The organism is Siphonobacter aquaeclarae (assembly GCF_900103285.1).
In the GTDB taxonomy this organism is placed as follows: Bacteria; Bacteroidota; Bacteroidia; order Cytophagales; family Spirosomataceae; genus Siphonobacter; species Siphonobacter aquaeclarae.
Map to the genome: position 1 here is coordinate 582,207 of NZ_FNGS01000002.1, position 22,049 is coordinate 604,255.

Consider the following 22,049-nt stretch of genomic DNA (forward strand, 5'->3'; position numbering starts at 1 on the left):
TGTCACCGTCCGGTGGAATGCTGTTGCCCGGCTACACGTATCCTGCCAGGCGGTATACCAGGTATCCCAGGATTTCACGGGCTATGATATAGGATTCGTGAAATGTCTGTTCGTGAGGCATGAGAACCTGATCGACAGTCAGCTCGGGATCGGTTGAGAAGAAATCTGCCGGATACGGCCGCACCTCTATTCCCTCTTTCCGGAAACAACCGACGGCACGGCGCATGTGAAATGCCGAAGTCACCAGCAGAACCTTCCGATACGGTGTACGGGTCAGTACCTGTTTGGTAAAGAGCGCATTTTCATGGGTATTGCGGGACCGGCCCTCCAGCAGAATGTCTTCCGGCGGCACACCTGAAATCCGCAGTAAATCCGCCAGTGCACGCCCTTCATACAGCGAATCCGCCTGGGTACTGACGAGCCCTGAGCCACCCGAAATCAGGATTTTCCGGACTTTCCCTTCTTTGTAGAGCAAGAGGGGTTGCAGAATCCGATCGACAGTTTTGCTGTAATACGTCTTGTCTCCCCGCTTTTCGACGGTCCCGCCGGTTAGTACTACTGCGACGTCAAATACTTCTCCCTGTCTCAATACCACCGGTTGATATTCCCATACACGCGCCAGCTCGTTCACCAGAAACGGATTGCTGCAGGCGAACAACCAGACAGCCGTAAAAACGACCGCACGCTGCTTTCGCCGCGGCGACCTGGTCCATAAGGCATATATCAGGCCGTAGAACGCGATTGTCACCGGCATCAACAGGTAGAAAAACAGCTTCGAGAGAACAAAAAACATAGCGTACGGGCGTTTAAAAAGGAACCGGCCCCGGTGGCGAAGTTGCTCAACAATTTTCAATGTAACCACTACCTTTGGCGGCATAACCCGATTTACCCTATGCGTTTCTTACTTTTTGCCATTCTTCTGACTGTTTCCGGATCGGCTTTTGCCCAGACCGGCTACCGGATCGCCGCTCAGGTCCGCGGCCTGCGCGACAGTACCTGCTACCTCGCCTACTACACCGGCCTTGGAAAAGGACAGTTTTTCGTGCAGGACACCGCCAAAGCCGATGCACAGGGTACTATTATTTTCGAAGGAAAAAAGAAGCTCGACGAAGGGCTTTACGTCATTTCTATCGCTCAATGGAGATTGTTTGACGTGGTTGTAGATGCCGATCAGCACTTTGAACTGGTGACAGACGTGGAAAGTGTGCGGGACGGTAATCCGCCCCGTCGAATGAAAGTCACCGGCTCGAAGGAAAACGAACTGTTTTACAGCTTTAATCAGCAAATGCAAAACCGGTTCGACCAGGCCAAAGCCCTCAGCGAAGAGCAGAAAGCGCATCCCGATCCGGCAAAAGCGGAAAAACTGAAAGCACTGCAAAAGGAAATGGGCGAATTCCGCAAGCAGTTTATCAAAACCAATACCGGCTCCCTCACCGCGAAGTTTTTCCAGGCTGCCGCCGAGCCCGAAATCCCGCCCGCCCCGCTCCTGCCCAATGGCCGGCCGGATTCGACCTTTTCGTTCCGGTATTACAAGCAGCATTACCTCGACGGGCTTGACCTGACGGACGATCGGCTGCTCCGCACTCCCTTTATCCAGCAAAAACTGGACTATTACTTCGAAAACCTTGTCTATCAGGTTCCGGATTCTCTTACGAAGGAAGCGGACCGCTGGATGGCCAAAGCAAAAGGACGCGACATGCGGCGCTTCATCGCCTACCGCATCACCAGTACCTATGAACAATCGAAGCTGGTCGGCGTGGAAGGTATGTTTGTACACATGGGCGAGAAGTACTACCTCGGCGAGCCGGCATTGTGGGATACCAGTACCGTTTCCAATTTCCGCCAGCGTATCGCTGTCATGAAGCCGCTGCTCGTCGGAAAGGTCATTCCGAACATGTACCAGACCGATACAACCGGCAAAGAGCTGACGCTGCATGACCTTCCCGCGACTTATACCGTCCTGCTTATTTATTCAGACGATTGCGGGCACTGCCGCGACGCCATGCCGCACATCAAAACATTTTACCAGAAATACAAAAGCCGGGGCGTCCGTATCTTCGCCACCGACCTGCGCCGCTCGAAAGAAGACTGGCTCAAATTTATCCGGGAGTTTGGTATTCAGGAATTTACGAACGGAATAGATATTCACAAGGACGCTAACGGCAAGACGGTTTACTACACCGATTACCTGAAGACGTTTGATGCGCAGTCTACCCCGACGATTTACATTCTCGACAAAGACAAGAAGATCGTCGCCCGCAAAATACCTGCCGAAGAACTGGACCGGTATTTCGCCTTCCTTCTGGAGCAACAGGCGAAGAAAGGAAAGTCGTGAAAAGCCTGTAACGCAAAAGCGGCTGCCCCGGTAAGAGGCAGCCGCTTTTGCGTTACAGGCTTTTCAGGTATGCGATACTTTGCGGTACCTGTTTCTGGATATTGGGACTTTCGTCTTCGATGTAGTAATGCTTCACGCCGGCTTTGCGGGCGGCTTTCAGGATCGTCGGGAGGTCAAGCTGCCCGGTACCAAGCGCGACGTCGTTTTCCACCGGCGTACCACCCGAGAGGTTTCCCGTGACTCCTTTCCGGAGATCTTTGAGGTGCATGAGCTGGAAACGCTTTCCGTACTTGTTGAGCAGTTTGGCGGGATCATGTCCGGGGAAGAACGTCCAGAGAATATCCATCTCAAAACTGACGTCTTCGGGACGGGTTTTCTGAACGAGGTAGTCGAACAGGGTACCGTCTCCATGTGGTTCAAACTCATACCCGTGGTTGTGGTAGCAAAACGTAAGGCCGTACTGTTCACGGAGAATCTTCCCGACACGGTTAAAGTCTTCGACTGTTTTATCGGCCATTGCAAGCGTAAACGGGCCGCTGTGGGGAATCCACGCTACCCGGACAAACTGTGCTCCCAGTTCTTTGGCGATACCGGCGATTTCAGCGGTCTTTTCCATCAGATCGGCGTAGTTGGTGCCGTAAGAAGAGCATTTCATACCGCGGGCATCCAGCGCAGCACGGATATCAGTCGCCTTCCGGCCAAACAGGTTGGAAAACTCCATGTCGGTAATACCGAACGCCTTGATGGTATCCAGGGTAGCGGCCACGTCTTTCTGAAAGCTGTGGCGATACGTATACGAAACCATACCCGGCTTTTCGGGAAACAGAGGCTTTTTGCTTTGTGCGGAGACGGGCGAACCGATTCCGGCAACGAGAAGCGATGCGGCGAGTAGATGTCGAATCATGAGCAAGGAGGTAATTACCAATGGGACGACAACCGGCGGCGCTTTCCCTCAACCGGCTAGCGCATTTTCGTGCGTTTGACGAGGTAAGCCGAGAGTACCTGATCCAGGCCCCGGGCGATATCCGCTTCGATGAAGTCGATTTTGTACTGGTTGCATTTCATCCGCAATTCGTAGTAAAACTTCCGGATGGCCTGCTGGTACTGTTCCTTCACCTGTCCCGGCTGCACACGGAGTTTTTCGCCCGTTTCGAGATCGATAAACTCGTAGGGACGGTCTTCGAAAGCAAACTCCTCTTCCGTTCTGCGATCCGTCACGTGGAAAAGCAGTACTTCATGCCGGTTGTGCTTGAGATGCTGCAGGGCGGAAAACAGCCGGTCGGCCTGCTCGATATCATCAAACATATCTGAAAAAATGATCACCAGCGAGCGCCGGTGAATCTGCTCGGCGATCTGGTGAATGACGTCCGCTACAGCCGTTTTCCGGTTCGGTACCGGGTGATCGAGCAGGTGCTGAAGTTGCAGGAAGATTTTATGAATATGAGACGGCGTCGACCGGATCGGCGTCTGTACTTCGATATCTTCCGAAAAGGTCGTCAGCGCCACGGCATCGCGCTGCCGCTGGAGCAAGTGTGCGAGCGCGGCGGCGGCGAGGATACTGAAGACGATCTTGCCACGGGTCTTTTCGGGGTAGTACATCGAAGACGAGGTATCGACGAGGAGGTGGCAGCGCAGGTTGGTTTCTTCCTCGTACCGTTTGGTATACAGGCGGTCGGTTTTGGCAAAAACCTTCCAATCGACGTGCCGGGTACTCTCACCGGTATTATACAAGCGGTGTTCGGCAAATTCCACCGAAAATCCGTGAAAAGGCGATTTATGCAAACCGGTGATGAAACCTTCGACAAGCTGCCGGGCCAGAAATTCGATGTTGCCGTATTCACGGACTTTATCCAGTTCGAGGAGCATAGGTGTTGGCTTTCGGCGGTCGGTTGTTAGCTATCGGCTTTAGGCTGTAAGCGATAGGCTTTAGGCAGACCACGGCCGACCGGCGTTTCCTGAGGATAAAACAAATGATTTTTTCGTAGAAAAGAAGGCTGATCACCGGTGGGTTTACGCGGGAGACTGAAAGTCGTCTGCTTTACGTCGCAGCGTATGCGCTCCCAAAAAAGAATTGGAAGAAAAAAAGAAGATGGAGGATGATGGCAAAATGTGTCAGCGCATTGACTACCAGACGCTTTTCTCTCCCCAATCCTAAAGCCTATCGCTTACAGCCTAAAGCCGATAGCTGACAACCGCCCGCCGCCCGCCAACAAAAAACCGCAACCTGTCGAAAGCTAGCAGGAACTGAACCAGTTATTCCTGCACCACTGTTCACAGATTGCGGTGATAAAAACACTGCTGCTGAAACATGTAAATGGTACACGATGTGTACCTCCCTCAAACTTAATCTACTCGTTGTGCTGCCATGTCCGCCCGTGCGGTAATCGTGGAGGCTTCCTCGAGGAGATATTCATCGGGCCGGACTAGTACTATTCCATTCAGGCCGATAACCCGAATCTGTACTTTGGCGACACCAGCCAGGGTCATCCCCAATTTTTTAGCGGCGTCAAAGGAAAGATCAACGTCTCTGTTCTTTCCGAATGGCCCACGGTCAATCACTCTGACGATGGTTTTACGGCCATTTTTGAGATTCGTCACTTCCAGCATGGAACCGAACGGAAGCGTCTTATGCGCGCAGGTACCGTTCTTGAGTCGTTCGCCGCTGGCCGTGATTTTGCCAAAGTATTTCTTTCCGTAGAAAGTTGCATGACCGAGGTACGACTTTCCGAGGGGTTTCTTCACCTGCGGGTACTTGTCGTAATACACTTTGTAGTGTGCCTGGCCAATGCATGGGAAAATACTCAGGCTCAGTAGCGAAATGGCTACCGCTCTACGTGTCCATACATTCATAGGCAGTTCGTTTTGCGGTTCAAAGAACAATAACGATATGCTTCAGCAGCGGTAGGAGCACTCGGCAAAAATGCCTGGAACTGAGTAGAGTTCGGCTACAAACGTAAGACATGATTTCTAAACCGCCAAGCGCTCCGCGGTTTCGTCCTATTCTTCCGTACTTATGTACTACGACATGAGCGCTTTTTTTGCCCGTGGTTACTTTTTTTAACCTAGCTTTCAGGCATATTAAATTCGGATAAACGTCCGTTTTGCAGTCGATTTTGTGGCTTTTGTTCCCCAATCACCTGCAAAATAAGTGCCATATTTTTCCCGATTGTTTTGCGACGAAACGCTTTCTTTCTATTTTTACGAGCGACTCAAACCATAAACTTCCAACATTGTGGCTGAAAAAGAACGAGAAGAGCTCTACTCGAAACGTGTAAAGGCTGGGAAGCGGACCTATTTCTTCGACGTGAAATCCACCCGTGCCAACGATTACTACATTACCATCACTGAAAGTCGTCGGTATCCTCAGGGAGATGGGTTTGCGTACGAAAAACACAAGATGTTCCTCTACAAGGAAGATTTTGACAAGTTCGTGGATGCACTGAAAAATGCCGTTGACCACGTGAAGACGGAACTGATGCCCGAATTTGATTTCTCTCAATTCGCAGCCCGTGAGGAAGAAGACGAATACCGCAGTGATCTGAAATGGGAATAATCTACCTCTCCTTTTGACTGAATGATCTGACACTTACACGGAATAGTGGAGAAAGCCTTTGCAGCGCGAAGGCTTTTTTGTTTGTACCTTTGTGGCCTCGTTCGGGAAGCTGCTGCCGGCAGCGCCCGGCTATCCTCCAAATTTGATTGTTCCTTTATGAGTTTGCAATGCGGAATCGTAGGCCTGCCCAATGTCGGAAAGTCTACGCTGTTCAGTGCCATATCGAGTGCCAAGGCCGAAGCGGCCAACTATCCTTTCTGCACCATCGAGCCGAACGTCGGCGTCGTCGAAGTACCCGATGATCGTCTCCGCGTACTCGAACGCCTGGTGAATCCCCAGCGCATTATCCCGACCATCATCGAGTTTGTCGACATCGCCGGCCTCGTCAAAGGCGCCAGCCAGGGCGCCGGTCTCGGTAACAAATTCCTTGCCAACATCCGGGAAGTAGACGCCGTGATCCACGTCGTACGCTGCTTCGAGGACGACAACATCGTCCACGTCGAAGGCCGTGTCAATCCCGTCTCTGATAAAGAAATCATCGACTACGAGCTTCAGCTGAAGGACCTCGAATCAGTCGACAAAAAACTCCAGCGGATCGAAAAGGCGGCCCGCACCAGCGGCGATGCCAAAGCCAAGGCCGAAGTGGAAGTACTCCACCGGTACAAGAAAGTACTCGAACAGGGTAAATCAGCCCGGACGGTCGACGTCAGCGACGAAGAGCGTCTCGCTGTGGCTGACCTTCACCTGCTTACGATCAAGCCGGTTGTCTACGTCGCGAATGTCGACGAAACCAGCCTGGCTGCCGGCACCAACGAGTATGTCGAACAGCTCCGTGCCGCCGCCGCTGAGGAAGGCGCCGAAGTAATCGTCATCTGCGCAGCTATTGAAGCGCAGATCGCCGAAATCGAAGACCTCGACGAGCGCGCCATGTTCCTCGAAGAATACGGCCTCACAGAGTCCGGTCTCAGCAAGCTCATCCGCGCTTCCTACGGACTTCTCAACCTGATTACCTATTTCACGGCCGGGGAGAAGGAAGTACGTGCCTGGACCATCCGCCGGGGCTGGAAAGCGCCGCAGGCAGCAGGTGTGATTCACTCCGATTTCGAACGGGGTTTCATCCGTGCCGAAGTCATCAAGCTGGCCGATTACGACCAGTACAAGACCGAAGCGGCGATCAAGGACGCCGGTAAAATGGCTGTGGAAGGAAAAGAATACATCGTGCAGGACGGAGACATCATGCACTTCCGTTTCAACGTCTGATTGTTTCGGACCATAAAAAAAGCCCCGGCCATCACCGGGGCTTTTTTTATGCCTAATTGTGTAGTACCTGGTAACCGACGAGCTGGTCAGCCCGGCTTCCGGGCGACCGGTGGTATACAAAAATTTCATATGTATTCCGGGTCAGGGAGTAGCTTCCTTCTATTTCGGCGTCGTTGGAGATTTTTCCGGCAGCGTCCGGAACGGTATAGGTGTAATTGTAAACGCCCTGTTTGACCAGAATGGTCGCCTGGTACCCTTCCGCAGCAGCGTCATAGTGCATCTGATTCGCTCCCGTCCGTTCGAAGAAGTTAAAAGCACCGAGTACATACGGCGTCCGCTTGTCATCCCGCTCCGGCATTTTTAGGGTGAAGGTGACGGGGAAATAGTCCGGATCACCAAAATCATCCCGCGTGGAAATAGCGAACTGCCCGTCGAGATCCTCCGTCTGCATATAGGTTTTTCCGGCCTGGGGATCGTCCGGATACAATGTCACGGCATTGAAACCGGGCTGCGACTCCAGCCGGGCTACCCCTACCCCTTTTGCGAGCCGGCTCCGGATATCGAAAATCCGGAACTCGGCGCCGCCCGGGAACATGTTTTCGTTGTTGAAAAAACGGTACTCAACGGTCCGGTCAAATTCGCTCAGCATGTAGGGTTTCAATCCGGCTACCTGGCGGTCCCACCGGAAGTTCTGCCGAAGGACCACATACAGGTCCTGCCGGGGATTGAGCACCGGATAGCTTCCATATTTCAGGCTGAAATCGACCTGCTGATGGGTATTCCGCCGGGAAACGTCCTGTGCGAAACTGACGCGCCCGCCAGCCGAAATCTGCGGATCATATACCATAAACCGCCGCGAGAAGACTACGTCCGTTTCCCGCCGCCCTTTGTATACAACCAGCAGGTAATTACCGCTGAGCTTCACGCGGGGCAGTTCCAGGGAATAATGCGAATAGCCGACTTTCGTACCCTGCGCGATGCGGACGTCGTAAATAGGAAACTCGTTAAAGTCCGGGAGGAATTCGACGTCGTTGAGAGCCGACTTCTGCCAGTCGGCATTGCAATGAATAATCTTCGCCTTAAACGAGGGCTGTTCGCGCCCGAGCCAGTCGAACTCCGTCCGCAGCGTACCGCCGCCTGCCAGGTTGAGTATAGGCGGCTGAAGCGTACCGTTTGCATTGGCGCCACCGGTTGTCGGATACAGCAGCGGGCTTTTCAGCGCTTCGTCGTATATAAAATCCTCGAAGATCAGGCCTGCTGGCTTCCGGTTCTCGATCGCCTGGGCAATCAGGTGATTGACGAGAAAGATCAGGCCGACGGCCATCAGAAGGGAGGTGAAAAATTTCATTGCTTGGTCCTTGTTCGGGGTAAATATACAAAAGGCACCGGGTCGCGGCAGGCGCGCCCGGTGCCTTTCCCAAAACGGGATTTGCGGTTAGTTGTTTTCCAGGGATTCCAGTTCCAGCATTTTCTCTTCCCAGGAGTCGTTGACGCGGCTCAGCTCCTGCCGGACGGCGTCGTAGCTTTTCTGGTGATCGGCAAAAGAGACCTGATTTCCGTAAACGGCCGGGTCTGCCAGCTTTTCTTCTGCGGCTTTTTTCTTCGCCTCGAGTTCTTCGACCTTCGCTTCGAGTTCGCCTACTTCCTGCTGGAGTTTTTTCAGCTTTTGCTGGCGTTGCTTCTTTTCGGCGTCTGACTCGTTCACAACAGGCTTCGGCGCGGCCGCTTTCGGAGCAGCCACCGGCGCCGGTTCGACACCGGCTTTGCGCGCGGCTTCGCGGTCCTGCTGCCAGATGACATACTCGTCGTATGTTCCGGGATATTCCTTGATCTGTTCGTCTTCGATATACCAGATCTTATTCGCTACTTCCGAGACAAAGTACCGGTCGTGCGACACGATGACATAGGTTCCTTCATACTGCTGAAGCGCCTGGATGAGGATGTTCACCGAAACCATGTCAAGGTGGTTGGTGGGCTCATCCAGCAGCAGAAAGTTCGCCTCGGAAAGGAGCATCTTGGCCAGGGCCACGCGGGATTTTTCCCCTCCGGAGAGTACCTTGATTTTCTTGAAAACGTCATCGTTGGAAAACAGGAAGCACCCGAGGATACTCCGCAGCTGGGCTTCCGTTTTATTCGATCCCATCTGACGGAGTTCGTCGAGAATGGTATTTTCGACGTCAAGCGCTTCCAGCTGGTGCTGGGCATAAAAAGCGAAGGCAACGTTGTGGCCGGTTGTCCGCTTTCCTTCAACCGGCTCTGTTCCGGCGATGATGCGGAGCATAGTCGATTTCCCCTTTCCGTTGGCGCCGATGAGCGCGACTTTATCGCCGCGACCGACGTAGGCATCGGTATGCGTCAGAATCCGTTTGTCTCCGTAAGCCTTGGAGGTATCTTCCAGTTGGAAAATATGCTTCCCGGGCTGGGTAGCGAGGGTAAATTTGAAGTTGACGCGGGCGGTTTCATCAATGACCTCGTCGACAAAATCCATCTTCTCCAGTGCCTTGACCCGACTTTGCACCTGGCGCGACTTGCTGGCCTTGGCCTTGAACCGCTCGATAAAGCGCTCGGTCTGCCGGATTTTAGCCTGCTGGTTCTCGTAGGCCCCGCGCTGGATTTCGTTGCGAAGGGCTTTTTCCTCGATGAAGAAGGAATAGTTGCCGGGGTAGTAATTGAGCTTGCCGCCGGTTACTTCAACAATGGCGTTGACGCAGTTGTCGAGGAAGTACCGGTCGTGCGAGACAATTATGACCGCGCCTTCGTAGTTGCGGACATAGCTTTCCACCCACTCGATACTCGGAAGGTCAAGGTGGTTGGTAGGCTCATCAAGCAGCAGCAGGCTGGGGCGCTGAAGCAGGAGTTTGGCGAGCATGACGCGCATACGCCATCCTCCGGAGAACAGCTTGAGGGGCGTTTGCAGGTCGGCAGTTTTAAACCCGAGCCCTTCAAGGATCTCTTCTGCTTTGGACTGAACGGTATAGCCGTCGAGCGCTTCGAACTCTTCCTGGTACTTGGCCAGCTGGTCGATGAGCTCGTCGCGGTAGTTGGTCTCCATTTCGTGGAGTACCTCGTCGATCTTCTTTTGCAGGACCATTTCCCGCTCGAACGCCTGGAGGGCGACGGTCAGAATTGACTCCTCTGACTCATAGCTGAGCAGGTCCTGGTTGAGGAACCCGATGGTGCAATCGCCGGACTTGGAAATACTGCCTTCGTCGGGCGTATACTCGCCGACAATCAGCCGGAGCAGGGTCGATTTCCCGGTACCGTTCGCGCCGATGAGGCCGATCCGGTCCTTGGGTTTGATATGGAGGGAGGCCTCGTCGTAGAGGGCGCGGCTCCCGAAATAGAAACTCAGGTTCGAAATGGAAAGCATACAAATGGAGGGGATGGCGAACGGGCCTTTTCCCAATGAAAGGCGAAATTACGACAGATCGGGGATAAGTCACAGTTGAGGTGCATATCCGGGCGGCTGATCCGTAAAAACTTCCGGACAGGTTGCAAAAATCCGTACGTATGCTTAAAATCGTTCCTATAACCCACTTTCGACAAATACCTACCCCTCTTTTTTTGTCAGGCAGGTATCTGAGGAAGCGCGCTTTCCAACAGGAAAAACTACAATCAAACCTCCTTTTCAGAACAAAATTCCACTGAAAGTATTATTTTCAGAACGTCCTTCTGGCATTCCACTAATTCCCCAAAGTCATTTTTAAATTATTTTGATAACCTAATTCATTGATTGCGTCCGCAATTTCTAACTATGTTTGTGTTAACCGTGAATCCTTAATCATAACCAAATGCGAAAACTATTACATCTCAGCTTCCTTCTGGCAGCTCTGTTCACCGGGTTTTCTGTTTACGCCCAGGACAGATTTGTGACAGGAAAAGTCACTTCATCGGATGACGGCACGCCGCTGATCGGCGTGAGCGTGCAAGTCAAAGGAACCAGCGCCGGGGTCAACACCGATGCCAATGGCAATTACCGCATTGCCGTTCCCAACAATGCCACCCTTGTCTATTCCTTCGTGGGAATGCAGAAACAGGAGGTGGTCGTGGGTGTTCAGACGGTTATCAACGTCGAGCTTTCTTCGGACGCGAAGGAACTCTCGGAAGTAGTGGTTACCGGATACGGCCAGCAGATCAAGCGGGACGTCACCGGTAATATCGCCAAAATCAAATCGTCGGAAATCTCGAATGTTCCGGTTACCAGCATCGAATCGGCTCTCCAGGGCCGGGCGGCCGGCGTCCAGATCAACGCCGGCAGCGGGAAACTCGGCCAGGCCATCCAGGTACGGGTGCGGGGCGCGTCTTCCCTGAGTGCGAGCAGCCAGCCGCTGTACGTGGTAGACGGCGTACCGGTTACGTCGGCTGATCAGTCGAGCTTCGGCGGAGCGACCAACCCGATGGCCGACATCAACTTCAACGACGTAGAGTCGGTCGAAATCCTGAAAGACGCTTCTGCTGCAGCCATTTACGGTTCACGGGCAGCAAACGGCGTCGTTCTGATCACGACCAAACGCGGTACGGCGGGTAAGACCAACGTTTCCTTTAACTACCAGGTAGGCGTCAGCAATCCGAGCCGGAAGGTACCCTTCCTCAACGGAAAGCAGTATGTGGATTTTTACCGGATGGCTGCGGCTAACCGCGACCGTCGTCTCGGCGACGATCCGAGCGATCCGAACTCCTACTCTGCCTACATGGAATCGTTCTTCGAAATCTATTCGCTCGGAACGTTCAACAAAGGCGTTAACGACGCGCTCAACAACGGCACGGATTTCACAAAACTCCTCCAGTCTTCGAACAACATTACGGTTCAGACCGACTGGCAGGATCAGATTTTCAACAAGAATGCCGGTTCACAGCAGGCGGACCTGACGTTCTCCGGCGGAAATGAAAAAACTTCGTTCTTTATTTCCGGTCAGTACCTCGGCCAGACCGGTACGATCATCGGCAATAGTTTCGAGCGTTTCTCGGGACGGATCAACCTGGATCACAAAGTATCCAATGTCCTTTCCATTGGGGCGAGCATGAACCTCGCGCGGACATTCAACAAGCGCCTGTCGGGAGATAACTCGTTCTCCAACCCGCTCCAGGCTTCTGCATTGACGCCGCTGACACCGGCAATTGACCCCGAAACCGGCCTGCCTGTCGGTACCCTTCCAGGCAACGGCGGTCTGCCGCTGTATTACAACCCGGTGATCAACAAGGCCAACGCCCGTCAGAGCCAGGCTGTTGTCCGGAACCTGACCAACGTGTACGCGCAAATCAACATCCTGCCGTACCTGCGTTTCCGTTCCGAACTCGGGATCGACCTCCTTTCACAGCAGGAAGAGCGGTACTTCAACTCGAAGACGTACCGGGTAACCGGCCTGACGAAGGGCAGCGGCGACAACCTGTTCACCGGCGTAGCCAACTACAGCACGAACAACTACTTCAATTTTGACAAGACGTTCGCCGGCCTGCACGCTCTGGGCGCGACGCTCGGGATGTCGTATCAGAATTCCCAGACACGCGCCAACTCGGTATCCGGGATCAACTTCCCGTCAGATGCCTACCGGATGATGGCCAACGCCGGTACGATTTCAGCGGGTAGCTCGGAAGAAACCAATTTCCGGTTCCTCTCCTACTTCCTGCGTGCGAACTACAAGTTCAATGATCGTTACCTGTTGTCTGTGAGCGGACGGATCGATGGTTCTTCCCGTTTCGGTAAGGACTCGAAATACGGTTTCTTCCCGGCGGCTTCTGCCGGCTGGGTACTTTCCGAAGAAAGCTTCCTGAAAAACAGTACCTTCCTGAGCTTCCTGAAACTGCGCGGCAGCTACGGCCTGACAGGTAACGCCGAAATCGGAAACTTCCCTGCGCTCGGCCTGTATACATCTGCCAATTACGCCGGAAACGGCGGGCAGGCGCCGTCGCAGCTTGCCAACCCGAACCTGAAGTGGGAAACAACGGCACAGACAGATATCGGAATCGACTTCGGTTTCTTTAACAACCGCATCAACGGGGAAGTCGATTATTACATCAAGAAGACGTCTGACCTTCTCCTGAATGTCAACGTACCGGCAACATCCGGCTTCCTGACCCAGACGCGCAACGTCGGTAACCTGGAAAACAAGGGCTTTGAACTGGTCATCAACTCCCAGAACATCGTCGGCGCGTTCCAGTGGACTACTAGCCTCAACCTGGCAACCAACCAGAACAAGGTAACGAACATCCAGGGACAGATCATTGAAACCGGTATTCAGAGCATGAGCCGCGCAGTGGAAGGCCAGCCGATTGCCACCTTCTTCGGGCGGGAATATGCCGGGGTGGATCCTGCCACGGGAGATGCCCTGTTCTACAAAAACACGACTAACGCGGATGGCACAATCGACCGTTCGACGACGAACGTGTATTCCCAGGCTCAACGGGTTGTTCTTGGCAAGGGTATTCCGACGCTGACGGGAGGTATCACCAACACGTTCTCCTACAAAGGCATCGACCTGAGTATCTTCTTCAACGGTGTTTCCGGAAACAAGATCAACTTCTACGGTGTGGGTCAGTACTCTTCCGCAAACGGTATCTATGAAGATAACCAGACGGCTGATCAGCTGAAAGCCTGGACGTCGACCAATACCAAAACGAACGTACCGGAAGCCCGTTTGTATGCTTCGAATGGCAACCAGGCATCCAGCCGCTACCTGCAGGATGGTTCTTACCTCCGCCTGAGAACGGTAACGCTCGGGTATAACCTGCCGAAGGCCCTCGTCAGCCGCTGGAAGCTCAGCGGCGTCCGGATCTATGTTACCGGACAAAACCTGGCGACATTCACCAATTACAAGGGATGGGATCCGGAAGTCAACTCCGATGACTTCACGTCGAGCGTAGCGCAGGGGTATGACTTCTATACGCCTCCGCAACCGAAAACGCTGCTGGCCGGTATCAACCTGAAGTTCTGATCCCTTTCCATTTAACTGAAAGACATTCTCTTATGAAACAATATTTCATTCGCCAAGTCGCTGTTTCCCTCGTCGCCGGAGTGACCCTCTGGGGGTGCGGAAACCAGCTCAATGTGGATCCGGTGCAGTCTGTACCGGAAGACAAGGCCCTTCAGACTGCCAGCGACGTGAAAGGCGCGCTGGTAGGCTGCTACGACGGCTTTGGCAGCAACAACTTCGCCAGCGGCGCGATTCAGTACACACCGGACCTGCTCGCTGACGACGGCGAAATCCGGTTCAACGGTACCTTCGCAACCCTGCTGCAGTACTACCAGAAGGCGATGCTTGCCAACAATACGCAGGTTCGGGATACCTGGACTTCGGCCTACAGCACGATCAACCGCGTCAATAACGTACTGGAAAACCTGTCGAAACTGGATACGGATGCCGAACGCGCCGCTGCCGAGGGAGAGGCTCTCTTCCTGCGCGGGACGATCTACTTCAATCTGGTTCGCCTGTTTGCCCGGACGTGGGGAGACGGGGACAATACCGTTAACCCGGGTGTGCCGCTGGTATTGAAGTCGACCAAAGCGCCGATTACGTCGGAGTATTCGATTCCCAGAAACACCGTTGCCCAGGTGTATACGCAGGTTATCGCTGATTTGACGAAAGCGGAAACCGATCTGAAAAATGGTAAGCTGACGACCGACGGTGTCACGGCAGAAGGAGCCGCAGCGATTCTCTCCCGGGTATACCTGGCGCAGGGCGAATACGCGAAAGCCCGCGATGCTGCCGATCGCGTGATTCAGTCAGGTCGTTATGCTCTGGAAATCGAATTCGGAAATGTGTTCAACGATTACGTCAACCGCAAGGGCGTACCGAGCCGCGAAGCCATCTTCTCTTCCCTCATTACGATCCAGGACGGAACGAATGATCTCCTGACGTACTATGGCGCCAGTGATTACGGCGGTCGCGGCGATATCCGCGTTCAATCCAAGCACCTGGCTCAGTACGAGCAGGGAGACATCCGCGGTGACTTCTTCTACCAGGGAAGCAATGGTCAGGTTTACACCCAGAAATACATCGACCAGTTCTCGAACGTGACGCAGGTCCGTCTGGCTGAAATGTACCTGACCCGTGCAGAGGGCAACCTCCTGGCCGGTACGCAGGTAGGCGATACGCCGCTGAACGATGTCAACCTGATCCGGGAACGTGCCGGGCTGGCGCCGCTGAAAACGGCCGACCGGACCGCCATCCTCAAGGAGCGGAAACTGGAACTGATGTTTGAAGGCGAGCTTCTCCACGATCTTCGCCGGACCAAGCGGAATATCAGCAGTTCGGTTGCCTACAACGCCCCGAACTTGATCCTGCCGATTCCGCAACGGGAGATTGACGTAAACAAATTACTGGTGCAAAATCAAGGCTATTAGTACCAGTAATTAATAAAATCGGTACAGCCGATTAATAAAAAAGGAAAGGTCCCGGATTGAATTTCCGGGACCTTTCCTTTTTATTTGTCCTGCTTTTAAGGGTCTTCGGATCCTCCCACCACCGTTCCGGATCTATGCAGTATTGGTTGACCTTACGGGCCAACCTGTATTTTTTGTTTCCACAGTCAGCGAAAACCGCTGCTGTATCATGACCCGGCTGTCTGTCTTCCCATGGAGGGAATTCGTCACTTTCAACGCGGATAGTTTCCCATACGTACGTGAAAATATTAGGCATTTCTGCATTTTATCATGACTCGGCTGCCGCTCTTATCGATTCCGGTGAGATCGTTGCCGCTGCCCAGGAAGAACGCTTCACCCGCAAAAAACATGATCCCGGATTTCCGGCCAACGCCGTCAAATTCTGCCTGGAATATGGCGGAATCGGGATCAATGACCTGGACGCTATCGTTTTCTACGATAAACCCCTGCTGAAGTTTGAGCGCCTTCTTGATACTTACTACGCCTTCGCTCCGAAGGGTATCCGGTCGTTCATTACGGCCATGCCCGTCTGGATCAAGGAGAAAATGTTCCTCAAGCGCCTGATCAACGAAGAGCTGGTCAAGCTGGGCTACGACAAGAAGAAAGCGGTGAAGATGCTCTTCCCCGAACACCACCTGTCACACGCCGCCAGCGCCTACTACCCGTCGCGGTTTGACAAAGCCGCCATTCTGACGGTCGACGGCGTAGGCGAATGGGCCACTGCTTCGATATGCCTGGGAGAAGGAAAGGATATCAGTATTCTCAAAGAACTTCGCTTCCCCCACTCGCTTGGTCTCCTGTATTCTGCCTTTACGTATTTCCTCGGCTTCCGGGTAAACTCCGGCGAATACAAGCTGATGGGACTGGCGCCGTATGGAAACCCGGACTCCCCGGACATCAAACGGTACGAGGAAATCATCCTGAAAGAACTTGTCGACCTCAAGGAAGACGGCTCCGTATGGCTCAATCAGGAGTATTTTGATTACGCCACCGGCCTGAAGATGGTGAATGAAGCCAAATGGGAGGCTCTGTTCGGGTTCAAAACCCGCAGGCCGGAAGATCCGCTGGAAGCTGTTCACTGCAACCTCGGGCTCGCGATTCAGCAGGTGACGGAGGAAGCCGTCATCCGCATGGCCCGCGAGGCAAAAAAACTGACCGGCGCAGACTACCTCTGCATGGCCGGGGGTGTCGCGCTCAACTGTGTAGCCAACGGAAAACTGCAAAAAGCAGGTATTTTCAAAGATATCTTCATCCAGCCCGCTGCCGGTGACGCCGGCGGGGCACTCGGCGCGGCTCTGGCTGCCTACCATATTTTTGCGGGCAAGGAACGCAAGGCCACGACACTCGCCGACTCGATGAAAGGCTCTTACCTCGGCCCCACATTTTCCGATCTGGAAGTGGAACTGATGGCGAAGAAATACAAAGGCGTTTACACGCATTTCGATGACCTGAAGAGCCTGTGCGATGAATCAGCGCGCCTGCTGGCGGAAGGGAACGTCGTCGGATGGGTACAGGGACGCATGGAATTCGGCCCCCGCGCCCTCGGCGGCCGCAGTATTCTCGGCGATCCACGGAACGCTGAAATGCAGAAGAAACTGAACCTGAAGATCAAATACCGGGAATCATTCCGTCCGTTTGCCCCCTCGGTACTGGCGGAAAACTGCGCGGATTACTTCGATTACGACGGTATCTCCCCCTACATGCTGCTGGTACATCCGGTAGCAGAGAGTCGCCGGATGCCGGTACCTGCCAACTACAACGACCTGGATCTCCGGGAAAAGCTGTATTTCCAGCGGTCTGACCTGCCTTCCATTACGCACATTGACTACTCGGCCCGGATTCAGACGGTTCACAAGGAAACAAACCCCCGGTATTGGGAGTTAATCCATTCGTTCCGGAATCTGACCGGGTACGGCGTCATCGTCAATACCAGTTTCAACGTACGGGGTGAGCCGATTGTCTGTACCCCGAACGACGCCTACCGCTGCTTTATGCGGACGGAAATGGACTACCTCGTGGTCGGTAATTTCCTGTTCGACAAAAAGAAACAGCCCGAATGGATGGAAAAAGATAACTGGAAGGAAGAATTCGTACTCGACTGAGGCGGCAAACCCACACAGCAATGATGTCAAAACTGGTGACGAGCCTCGTCCGTTTTATTTTACTGGGAGTTGTATTCGTGTTTCTGTTCTATCCGGAACGGTTTCACGTGTCGTTCTCCTACCCCGGCGCGCCGCAGGCCGACAACCTGGCGATCCGGATAACCAAGACGTTTTTCTGGCTGCTGGTCAGCCTCGAGATTCTCCGGGTTTTCTATTACGGCGTCGTCAAGTCGAAGGCGAAGGGCCTGCTGGCCAATGTCGTGACGCTGGCGATTCCCCTCGTTCTGGTGCTTATTCTGCTGGAAATCGTTTTCATGTACGTGCCGCAAAGCCATGAGGGGGTTCTTTCCAAAGCTTCCCAGATCTGGTGGTACAAGTACTGGAAACCCATTAATCAATTGGGATACCGGGATAAAGAAATTTCGTCTGATACAACGAAAAAGACGGTTTTAGTCATCGGCGACTCGTTCTCAGCCGGTCATGGGCTGAAATCAGTCGATGAACGTTTTTCCGACCGGCTTGAAAAGCAACTTGGCCCCGGGTATATCGTTTACAACCTCGGCGTTTCAGGTTCGGATACCCGTGACGAAGCGAAGCGCCTCCGGGCGTTTCCGGTAAAACCCGATGTCATTGTCCTTCAGTACTTTCCGAATGACATTGAACGGGTAGGCCGGGAGAAAAACGTACCGCTCGTCGGCGCTGAGCCCTATGCCGACCTCCACGGCCCGCTGACGACCCTCGTGAAGCATTTTTACCTGCCGAATTTTATATACTGGCAGTTGCCGCATACGTCGTTCAATACTTTTGAGGATTTCGTAAAGAAGTCCTATACCACGCCGGATGTCCTGAATGCGCACCTGAATGACCTTTCAGACATCGTCGCCTACCGTGACAGTACCGGTGCACGTATGTATACCGTCTTTATTCCTTTCCTCTTTCACCTGGAGAAAAGCAACGGGTATACGAAGCCCGTGGCCGACTGGCTTCAGCAGAAAGGCGTTCACGTCGTAGACGTCACGGAAGGAATCCGGTCAATCCCCGACAAAGAGCGGGTAGTGGGCAAAAATGACGGCCACGCCAGTGCCAGCGTCAACGCCGCCATCGCCGACCGTCTGGCTCAGGAAATGAAAAAAACGAACCATTAATCTTGCAACAACATGGATTTTCTTACAGACTTGTTCGCCTTTATGAAAGAACGGAAGAAATGGTGGCTTGCCCCCGTTATCATCGTTCTCCTCCTCATTGGTATTCTCATTGTCATTGGCGGCGGCTCAGCTGTAGCGCCTTTCATCTACACGCTGTTCTAGTCGCATGGCTGCTGAAGAAAAAGTAAAAGCCCAGTTGGTGATTGTCACAGGGCTACTGGTAATGTATTTCGTGTTCAAGTCGGTTTACCTGCTGTATGCGGCGACGGCCGTCGGCCTGATCAGTCTGGCGATTCCGTTCCTCGGCGATCTCCTCGTCAAGGGATGGTTCAAGCTGGCAGAAGTACTCGGGATGATCAACGGACGCATTCTGCTCTCCCTGATCTTCTTTGTGGTGTTGTTTCCGATTGCCCTCCTGTACCGGATGGGCAAGAAGAATCCGCTCGCCTTGAAGCGGGAGCCCGGCGAGTCGGCCTTTGCCACACGAAACCACCTGTATACGGCTAAAGACCTTGAAAACGTCTGGTAACTGATTCAGGTAAAAAGACAAAACACCTCCGGAAGCAACGTTCTTTCCGGAGGTGTTTTGTCTTTTATCTGTTTGCGTTGCGTCTGCGGTATGTTCCTGCTTATACTAAGGGCACATCCAGACGGAATTTCTCCTGATATAGTTGCCAGCTTTGAGGGTAATAACACCCTTTGCCAAGTGGAAATGAGTGCCGCCCCGGGGAATTTGTGCAAAGTTTATCAGATACTCCGGATCCTGAGCGGCATAGATTACCATTGTATTTTGCGTATTGAATGGGTTAATCCATCCGGACATAAACACGTACCCGTCGCCTGAGTATTTCTTTCCGACTACCAGTTCTGTCTGCTTGACAACCACCGGAAGCTGCGTAATTACTTGTTGCAGCAACCTGTTTCCCTGGAGGGTACCGATAACAAATAAGTGATATCGTGACAAATCCATACCTGTTGCAACTGTATCTGTAACGAAGGCGGCAGAAGGGAAAAAATGCTTCTGATGTTCTTTTACTTTTTGAATCAGACTGCTATGTGCGGGAGCATTTTCCTCTTTTGAAGAAACGATAAACAGTACATTCTTTTTTCCATAGATATCCCCTAGAGACGGCAGATTCGCAACGTCAGGTCGCCGCATATTATCCCTTTTTTGTTGAAGAAACGCTATCTGTTCAGGTGTGATTTGCTGGAATGAACGGACAATAACGGGCATAAATGACCGGAGCGTCGGGTATTCCATTCGTTTGGATTCGTATTCCCTGAGGGCGCTTAACAGAGGTGGCAGGTAGATCCAGTCATTGCCCAGCAAATTTCTTTCATAGGTTAGTTCCGCATAATTTTCTCCGCTCCTTTCGGCCGCCAGTCTGCACATTACTGCATTAACAAGGTATTCCCAAAGAATGACTTTCCATTCGTGGTAGGCCTGTGAGGCCATTTGAGACCTGACCGGATTCCATAGCTGAATGCAGCGATTGAACGCAGTCATGTTTTCTTCAATCAGCTGATTGGCAAACGCGTGTCCGAATTCGTGCCAGATTAGTCCGTCGAGTTCAGCCAGGCTAAATGTCGGCAGATTGGCATAGCTGCCTGTAGGCGCAATGATCGCATACAGCTCCCTTCCTTCTGCTGTCTCCAAGCGAGGGCCGAAATTTCCAAATCCCAGAAAATTCAAGATTACATTGAACTTCAGTGTTTTGCTATTCTTTTCGCCGTAGTAGCGGAGTAATCGCTGCTTCTCATCACCTTCCCTATTAAACAGCAAATCAGAAAGTGAGCGGTCGTAAAAGTCTGCGTTTTCGTTGAAAAAATGGGAGAAACCTGTTTCCAGCGAAAATTTTCTCACTAAAAGACGGAGAGAGTCCATTAGCGGCTCCTTTTCATAAGGATTGGACATATCCCGGCGCCAATTCAAATCCGGGGTTACGGAGAGCATATACCATACAGGCGCATCAATCGAGGTAAATAGTTTGCCCTGTGGCCCATACTTCCTGATGAACTGAATTACCGGATGGTGGTTGTATTTCCCAAACCTGTTTACGATCTCCAGTTTATAGTTAAGATCGACGTGATTGATTTCCGGATTCCCGGCAACGAGCATAATCACATTCCAAAGCTCAATCCGCGGATCTATACTATAGTTTATACCATTTTTTTCTTTGCAGAATACTTTCAATCCTGGCGTATTTGATTTTGATTCACTCGAAAAAAAGAGAATCAAAAGAAAGGCAGGAAGCCAACATTGGCGTAGTAATTGTTTGTTCATTGCGGTAAAGGTTGACCTGAAACAAGAGATTAGACCCTGCTTATTTGCACGGCTCAAGTCAAATTTATCGCTGTCGTTTAATTTCTGACGGTCCTGTGACGAACGTACCGGTTTATGGGTTATATGTCTGGATTTTTTATTTCAAAGTCGATTCCGTACAACCGGAAAGAGCTCCGAAACTGAATCGCTACTTCTTATTTACCTCGCCGCCAATACCAGCTCCATCATCTTCTCCAGTTCCCCCGCCTGTTTTCGGGTATGTTCGTACCCGATGCGGAAGATTTCCCGGGATTTCTTCAGGTCAAATACATTGTAGTTTTCCAGCTCAGGCGGTTCCAGGAAGCAGTTAAAACGGGCGATCTTGCTGCGGCTGGCTCTGGCTGTTGCCAGGTACAGACTTCGCATCAGGACCGACTTCATGGATGTCGCCGGGGCATCGGAAGCGCCGACCGGATTGCAGTGGCAACCAATGAGTACATCGCATTGCAGGGCTTCCAGGGGCTCGTATGGCATGTGATTGACAACTCCCCCGTCGATCAGCTGACGTCCGTCGTGCCACACAGGCTCAAAGATACCGGGCAGGCAGCATGACGCCAGAATCGGGCGGGTCAGCGGGCCGGAAGCGAAGAATACCTCGTCTCCCGTCCGAATGTCCGTCGCATTGACGGTCAGCGGCAACGCCAGGTCTTCAAACGTCTGCGGCAGGTGCTGCTGCAGGAGATCGTCGACCCTGTCGAGCTTGAGAAAACCCAACCGGCTGAATGCCAGCTTGAGGTAGCTCTTGTAATTACTTTGTTCGATCCGGTCATAGGCATCCTCGGGATCTACTTTGGCCGCAATAAAGGCCCCGACAATCGCTCCGGCGCTGACGCCTGATACCGCGTCGGCATAGATACCCATCTCGTTCAGCGCTTTCATCACCCCCAGGTGGGCAAACCCGCGCACGGCACCGCCGGAAAAAACTATTCCTGTTTTCATTGTATACTGACT

The 22,049-nt window shown here is 52.8% G+C and carries 17 protein-coding genes; 9 read left to right on the forward strand and 8 right to left on the reverse strand.

The window, feature by feature from the left end; genetic code table 11:
* Positions 1–31 precede the first annotated feature (31 nt).
* Positions 32–793, reverse strand: coding sequence for a YdcF family protein (locus BLR09_RS05950; RefSeq protein ID WP_176785471.1), 762 nt, complete (start codon positions 791–793; stop codon positions 32–34).
* Between the two features lie 99 nt (positions 794–892).
* Here BLR09_RS05950 and BLR09_RS05955 point away from each other — a divergent pair, with 99 nt between their 5' ends.
* Positions 893–2,335, forward strand: a complete 1,443-nt coding sequence (locus BLR09_RS05955) for a redoxin domain-containing protein (RefSeq protein ID WP_093199036.1) — start codon at positions 893–895, stop codon at positions 2,333–2,335.
* A 52-nt stretch (positions 2,336–2,387) separates the two neighbouring features.
* On the opposite strand, the gene BLR09_RS05960 is transcribed toward BLR09_RS05955, so the two are convergent.
* The 3 genes from BLR09_RS05960 to BLR09_RS05970 form a co-directional block, all read right to left on the reverse strand.
* Positions 2,388–3,239 carry a sugar phosphate isomerase/epimerase family protein gene (locus tag BLR09_RS05960; RefSeq protein ID WP_093199039.1) on the reverse strand — a complete coding sequence of 284 codons (852 nt, stop codon included), beginning with the start codon at positions 3,237–3,239 and terminating at the stop codon, positions 2,388–2,390.
* Between the two features lie 56 nt (positions 3,240–3,295).
* The gene (locus BLR09_RS05965; RefSeq protein ID WP_093199042.1) at positions 3,296–4,201 is read right to left on the reverse strand and encodes a DUF58 domain-containing protein; all 906 of its coding nucleotides are present in this window, start codon (positions 4,199–4,201) and stop codon (positions 3,296–3,298) included.
* 477 nt (positions 4,202–4,678) lie between these two features.
* The gene (locus tag BLR09_RS05970) at positions 4,679–5,185 is read right to left on the reverse strand and encodes a septal ring lytic transglycosylase RlpA family protein (RefSeq protein WP_093199046.1); all 507 of its coding nucleotides are present in this window, start codon (positions 5,183–5,185) and stop codon (positions 4,679–4,681) included.
* A gap of 382 nt (positions 5,186–5,567) precedes the next feature.
* Here BLR09_RS05970 and BLR09_RS05975 point away from each other — a divergent pair, with 382 nt between their 5' ends.
* Together BLR09_RS05975 and ychF are read left to right on the forward strand one after the other, a co-directional pair.
* Complete coding sequence (locus BLR09_RS05975; protein ID WP_093199049.1) at positions 5,568–5,888, forward strand: DUF3276 family protein; 321 nt, start codon at positions 5,568–5,570, stop codon at positions 5,886–5,888.
* Positions 5,889–6,044: 156 nt separating this feature from the next.
* Positions 6,045–7,148 carry a redox-regulated ATPase YchF gene (gene ychF / locus BLR09_RS05980; protein WP_093199051.1) on the forward strand — a complete coding sequence of 368 codons (1,104 nt, stop codon included), beginning with the start codon at positions 6,045–6,047 and terminating at the stop codon, positions 7,146–7,148.
* A 52-nt stretch (positions 7,149–7,200) separates the two neighbouring features.
* Here ychF and BLR09_RS05985 read toward each other — a convergent pair whose 3' ends face one another.
* Together BLR09_RS05985 and BLR09_RS05990 are read right to left on the reverse strand one after the other, a co-directional pair.
* Positions 7,201–8,496 (reverse strand): type IX secretion system plug protein, encoded by a 1,296-nt coding sequence (locus tag BLR09_RS05985; protein WP_093199054.1) that lies wholly within the window; start codon positions 8,494–8,496, stop codon positions 7,201–7,203.
* Between the two features lie 87 nt (positions 8,497–8,583).
* The gene (locus tag BLR09_RS05990; protein WP_093199057.1) at positions 8,584–10,518 is read right to left on the reverse strand and encodes an ABC-F family ATP-binding cassette domain-containing protein; all 1,935 of its coding nucleotides are present in this window, start codon (positions 10,516–10,518) and stop codon (positions 8,584–8,586) included.
* 421 nt (positions 10,519–10,939) lie between these two features.
* Here BLR09_RS05990 and BLR09_RS05995 point away from each other — a divergent pair, with 421 nt between their 5' ends.
* From BLR09_RS05995 to BLR09_RS06015, 6 genes are all read left to right on the forward strand, one after another.
* The gene (locus BLR09_RS05995) at positions 10,940–14,080 is read left to right on the forward strand and encodes a SusC/RagA family TonB-linked outer membrane protein (protein ID WP_093199061.1); all 3,141 of its coding nucleotides are present in this window, start codon (positions 10,940–10,942) and stop codon (positions 14,078–14,080) included.
* Positions 14,081–14,112: 32 nt separating this feature from the next.
* Positions 14,113–15,489, forward strand: a complete 1,377-nt coding sequence (locus tag BLR09_RS06000; protein ID WP_093199063.1) for a RagB/SusD family nutrient uptake outer membrane protein — start codon at positions 14,113–14,115, stop codon at positions 15,487–15,489.
* A 278-nt stretch (positions 15,490–15,767) separates the two neighbouring features.
* The gene (locus tag BLR09_RS06005; RefSeq protein WP_093199066.1) at positions 15,768–17,630 is read left to right on the forward strand and encodes a carbamoyltransferase family protein; all 1,863 of its coding nucleotides are present in this window, start codon (positions 15,768–15,770) and stop codon (positions 17,628–17,630) included.
* A gap of 20 nt (positions 17,631–17,650) precedes the next feature.
* Positions 17,651–18,775 carry an SGNH/GDSL hydrolase family protein gene (locus BLR09_RS06010; protein ID WP_093199068.1) on the forward strand — a complete coding sequence of 375 codons (1,125 nt, stop codon included), beginning with the start codon at positions 17,651–17,653 and terminating at the stop codon, positions 18,773–18,775.
* 12 nt (positions 18,776–18,787) lie between these two features.
* Positions 18,788–18,937 carry a DUF5989 family protein gene (locus BLR09_RS25465; protein ID WP_171036524.1) on the forward strand — a complete coding sequence of 50 codons (150 nt, stop codon included), beginning with the start codon at positions 18,788–18,790 and terminating at the stop codon, positions 18,935–18,937.
* Between the two features lie 4 nt (positions 18,938–18,941).
* Entirely contained in the window at positions 18,942–19,304 is a 363-nt protein-coding gene (locus BLR09_RS06015) for an SxtJ family membrane protein (RefSeq protein WP_093199071.1), read from the forward strand.
* Positions 19,305–19,409: 105 nt separating this feature from the next.
* On the opposite strand, the gene BLR09_RS06020 is transcribed toward BLR09_RS06015, so the two are convergent.
* Both BLR09_RS06020 and BLR09_RS06025 read right to left on the reverse strand, forming a co-directional pair.
* Positions 19,410–21,059, reverse strand: coding sequence for a DUF4932 domain-containing protein (locus BLR09_RS06020; RefSeq protein WP_093199073.1), 1,650 nt, complete (start codon positions 21,057–21,059; stop codon positions 19,410–19,412).
* A gap of 198 nt (positions 21,060–21,257) precedes the next feature.
* Positions 21,258–22,037: a patatin-like phospholipase family protein gene (locus tag BLR09_RS06025; RefSeq protein WP_093199076.1), complete on the reverse strand. Its 780-nt coding sequence runs from the start codon at positions 22,035–22,037 to the stop codon at positions 21,258–21,260.
* Positions 22,038–22,049: the final 12 nt, after the last annotated feature.

What these genes read in the sequence shown, in the direction of transcription:
- BLR09_RS05950 (WP_176785471.1), bottom strand. Translation starts at nt 793, where the DNA reads ATGTTTTTTGTTCTCTCGAAGCTGTTTTTCTACCTGTTGATGCCGGTG.
- BLR09_RS05955 (WP_093199036.1), top strand. Translation starts at nt 893, where the DNA reads ATGCGTTTCTTACTTTTTGCCATTCTTCTGACTGTTTCCGGATCGGCT.
- BLR09_RS05960 (WP_093199039.1), bottom strand. Translation starts at nt 3,239, where the DNA reads ATGATTCGACATCTACTCGCCGCATCGCTTCTCGTTGCCGGAATCGGT.
- BLR09_RS05965 (WP_093199042.1), bottom strand. Translation starts at nt 4,201, where the DNA reads ATGCTCCTCGAACTGGATAAAGTCCGTGAATACGGCAACATCGAATTT.
- BLR09_RS05970 (WP_093199046.1), bottom strand. Translation starts at nt 5,185, where the DNA reads ATGAATGTATGGACACGTAGAGCGGTAGCCATTTCGCTACTGAGCCTG.
- ychF (WP_093199051.1), top strand. Translation starts at nt 6,045, where the DNA reads ATGAGTTTGCAATGCGGAATCGTAGGCCTGCCCAATGTCGGAAAGTCT.
- BLR09_RS05985 (WP_093199054.1), bottom strand. Translation starts at nt 8,496, where the DNA reads ATGAAATTTTTCACCTCCCTTCTGATGGCCGTCGGCCTGATCTTTCTC.
- BLR09_RS05990 (WP_093199057.1), bottom strand. Translation starts at nt 10,518, where the DNA reads ATGCTTTCCATTTCGAACCTGAGTTTCTATTTCGGGAGCCGCGCCCTC.
- BLR09_RS05995 (WP_093199061.1), top strand. Translation starts at nt 10,940, where the DNA reads ATGCGAAAACTATTACATCTCAGCTTCCTTCTGGCAGCTCTGTTCACC.
- BLR09_RS06000 (WP_093199063.1), top strand. Translation starts at nt 14,113, where the DNA reads ATGAAACAATATTTCATTCGCCAAGTCGCTGTTTCCCTCGTCGCCGGA.
- BLR09_RS06010 (WP_093199068.1), top strand. Translation starts at nt 17,651, where the DNA reads ATGATGTCAAAACTGGTGACGAGCCTCGTCCGTTTTATTTTACTGGGA.
- BLR09_RS25465 (WP_171036524.1), top strand. Translation starts at nt 18,788, where the DNA reads ATGGATTTTCTTACAGACTTGTTCGCCTTTATGAAAGAACGGAAGAAA.
- BLR09_RS06015 (WP_093199071.1), top strand. Translation starts at nt 18,942, where the DNA reads ATGGCTGCTGAAGAAAAAGTAAAAGCCCAGTTGGTGATTGTCACAGGG.
- BLR09_RS06020 (WP_093199073.1), bottom strand. Translation starts at nt 21,059, where the DNA reads ATGAACAAACAATTACTACGCCAATGTTGGCTTCCTGCCTTTCTTTTG.
- BLR09_RS06025 (WP_093199076.1), bottom strand. Translation starts at nt 22,037, where the DNA reads ATGAAAACAGGAATAGTTTTTTCCGGCGGTGCCGTGCGCGGGTTTGCC.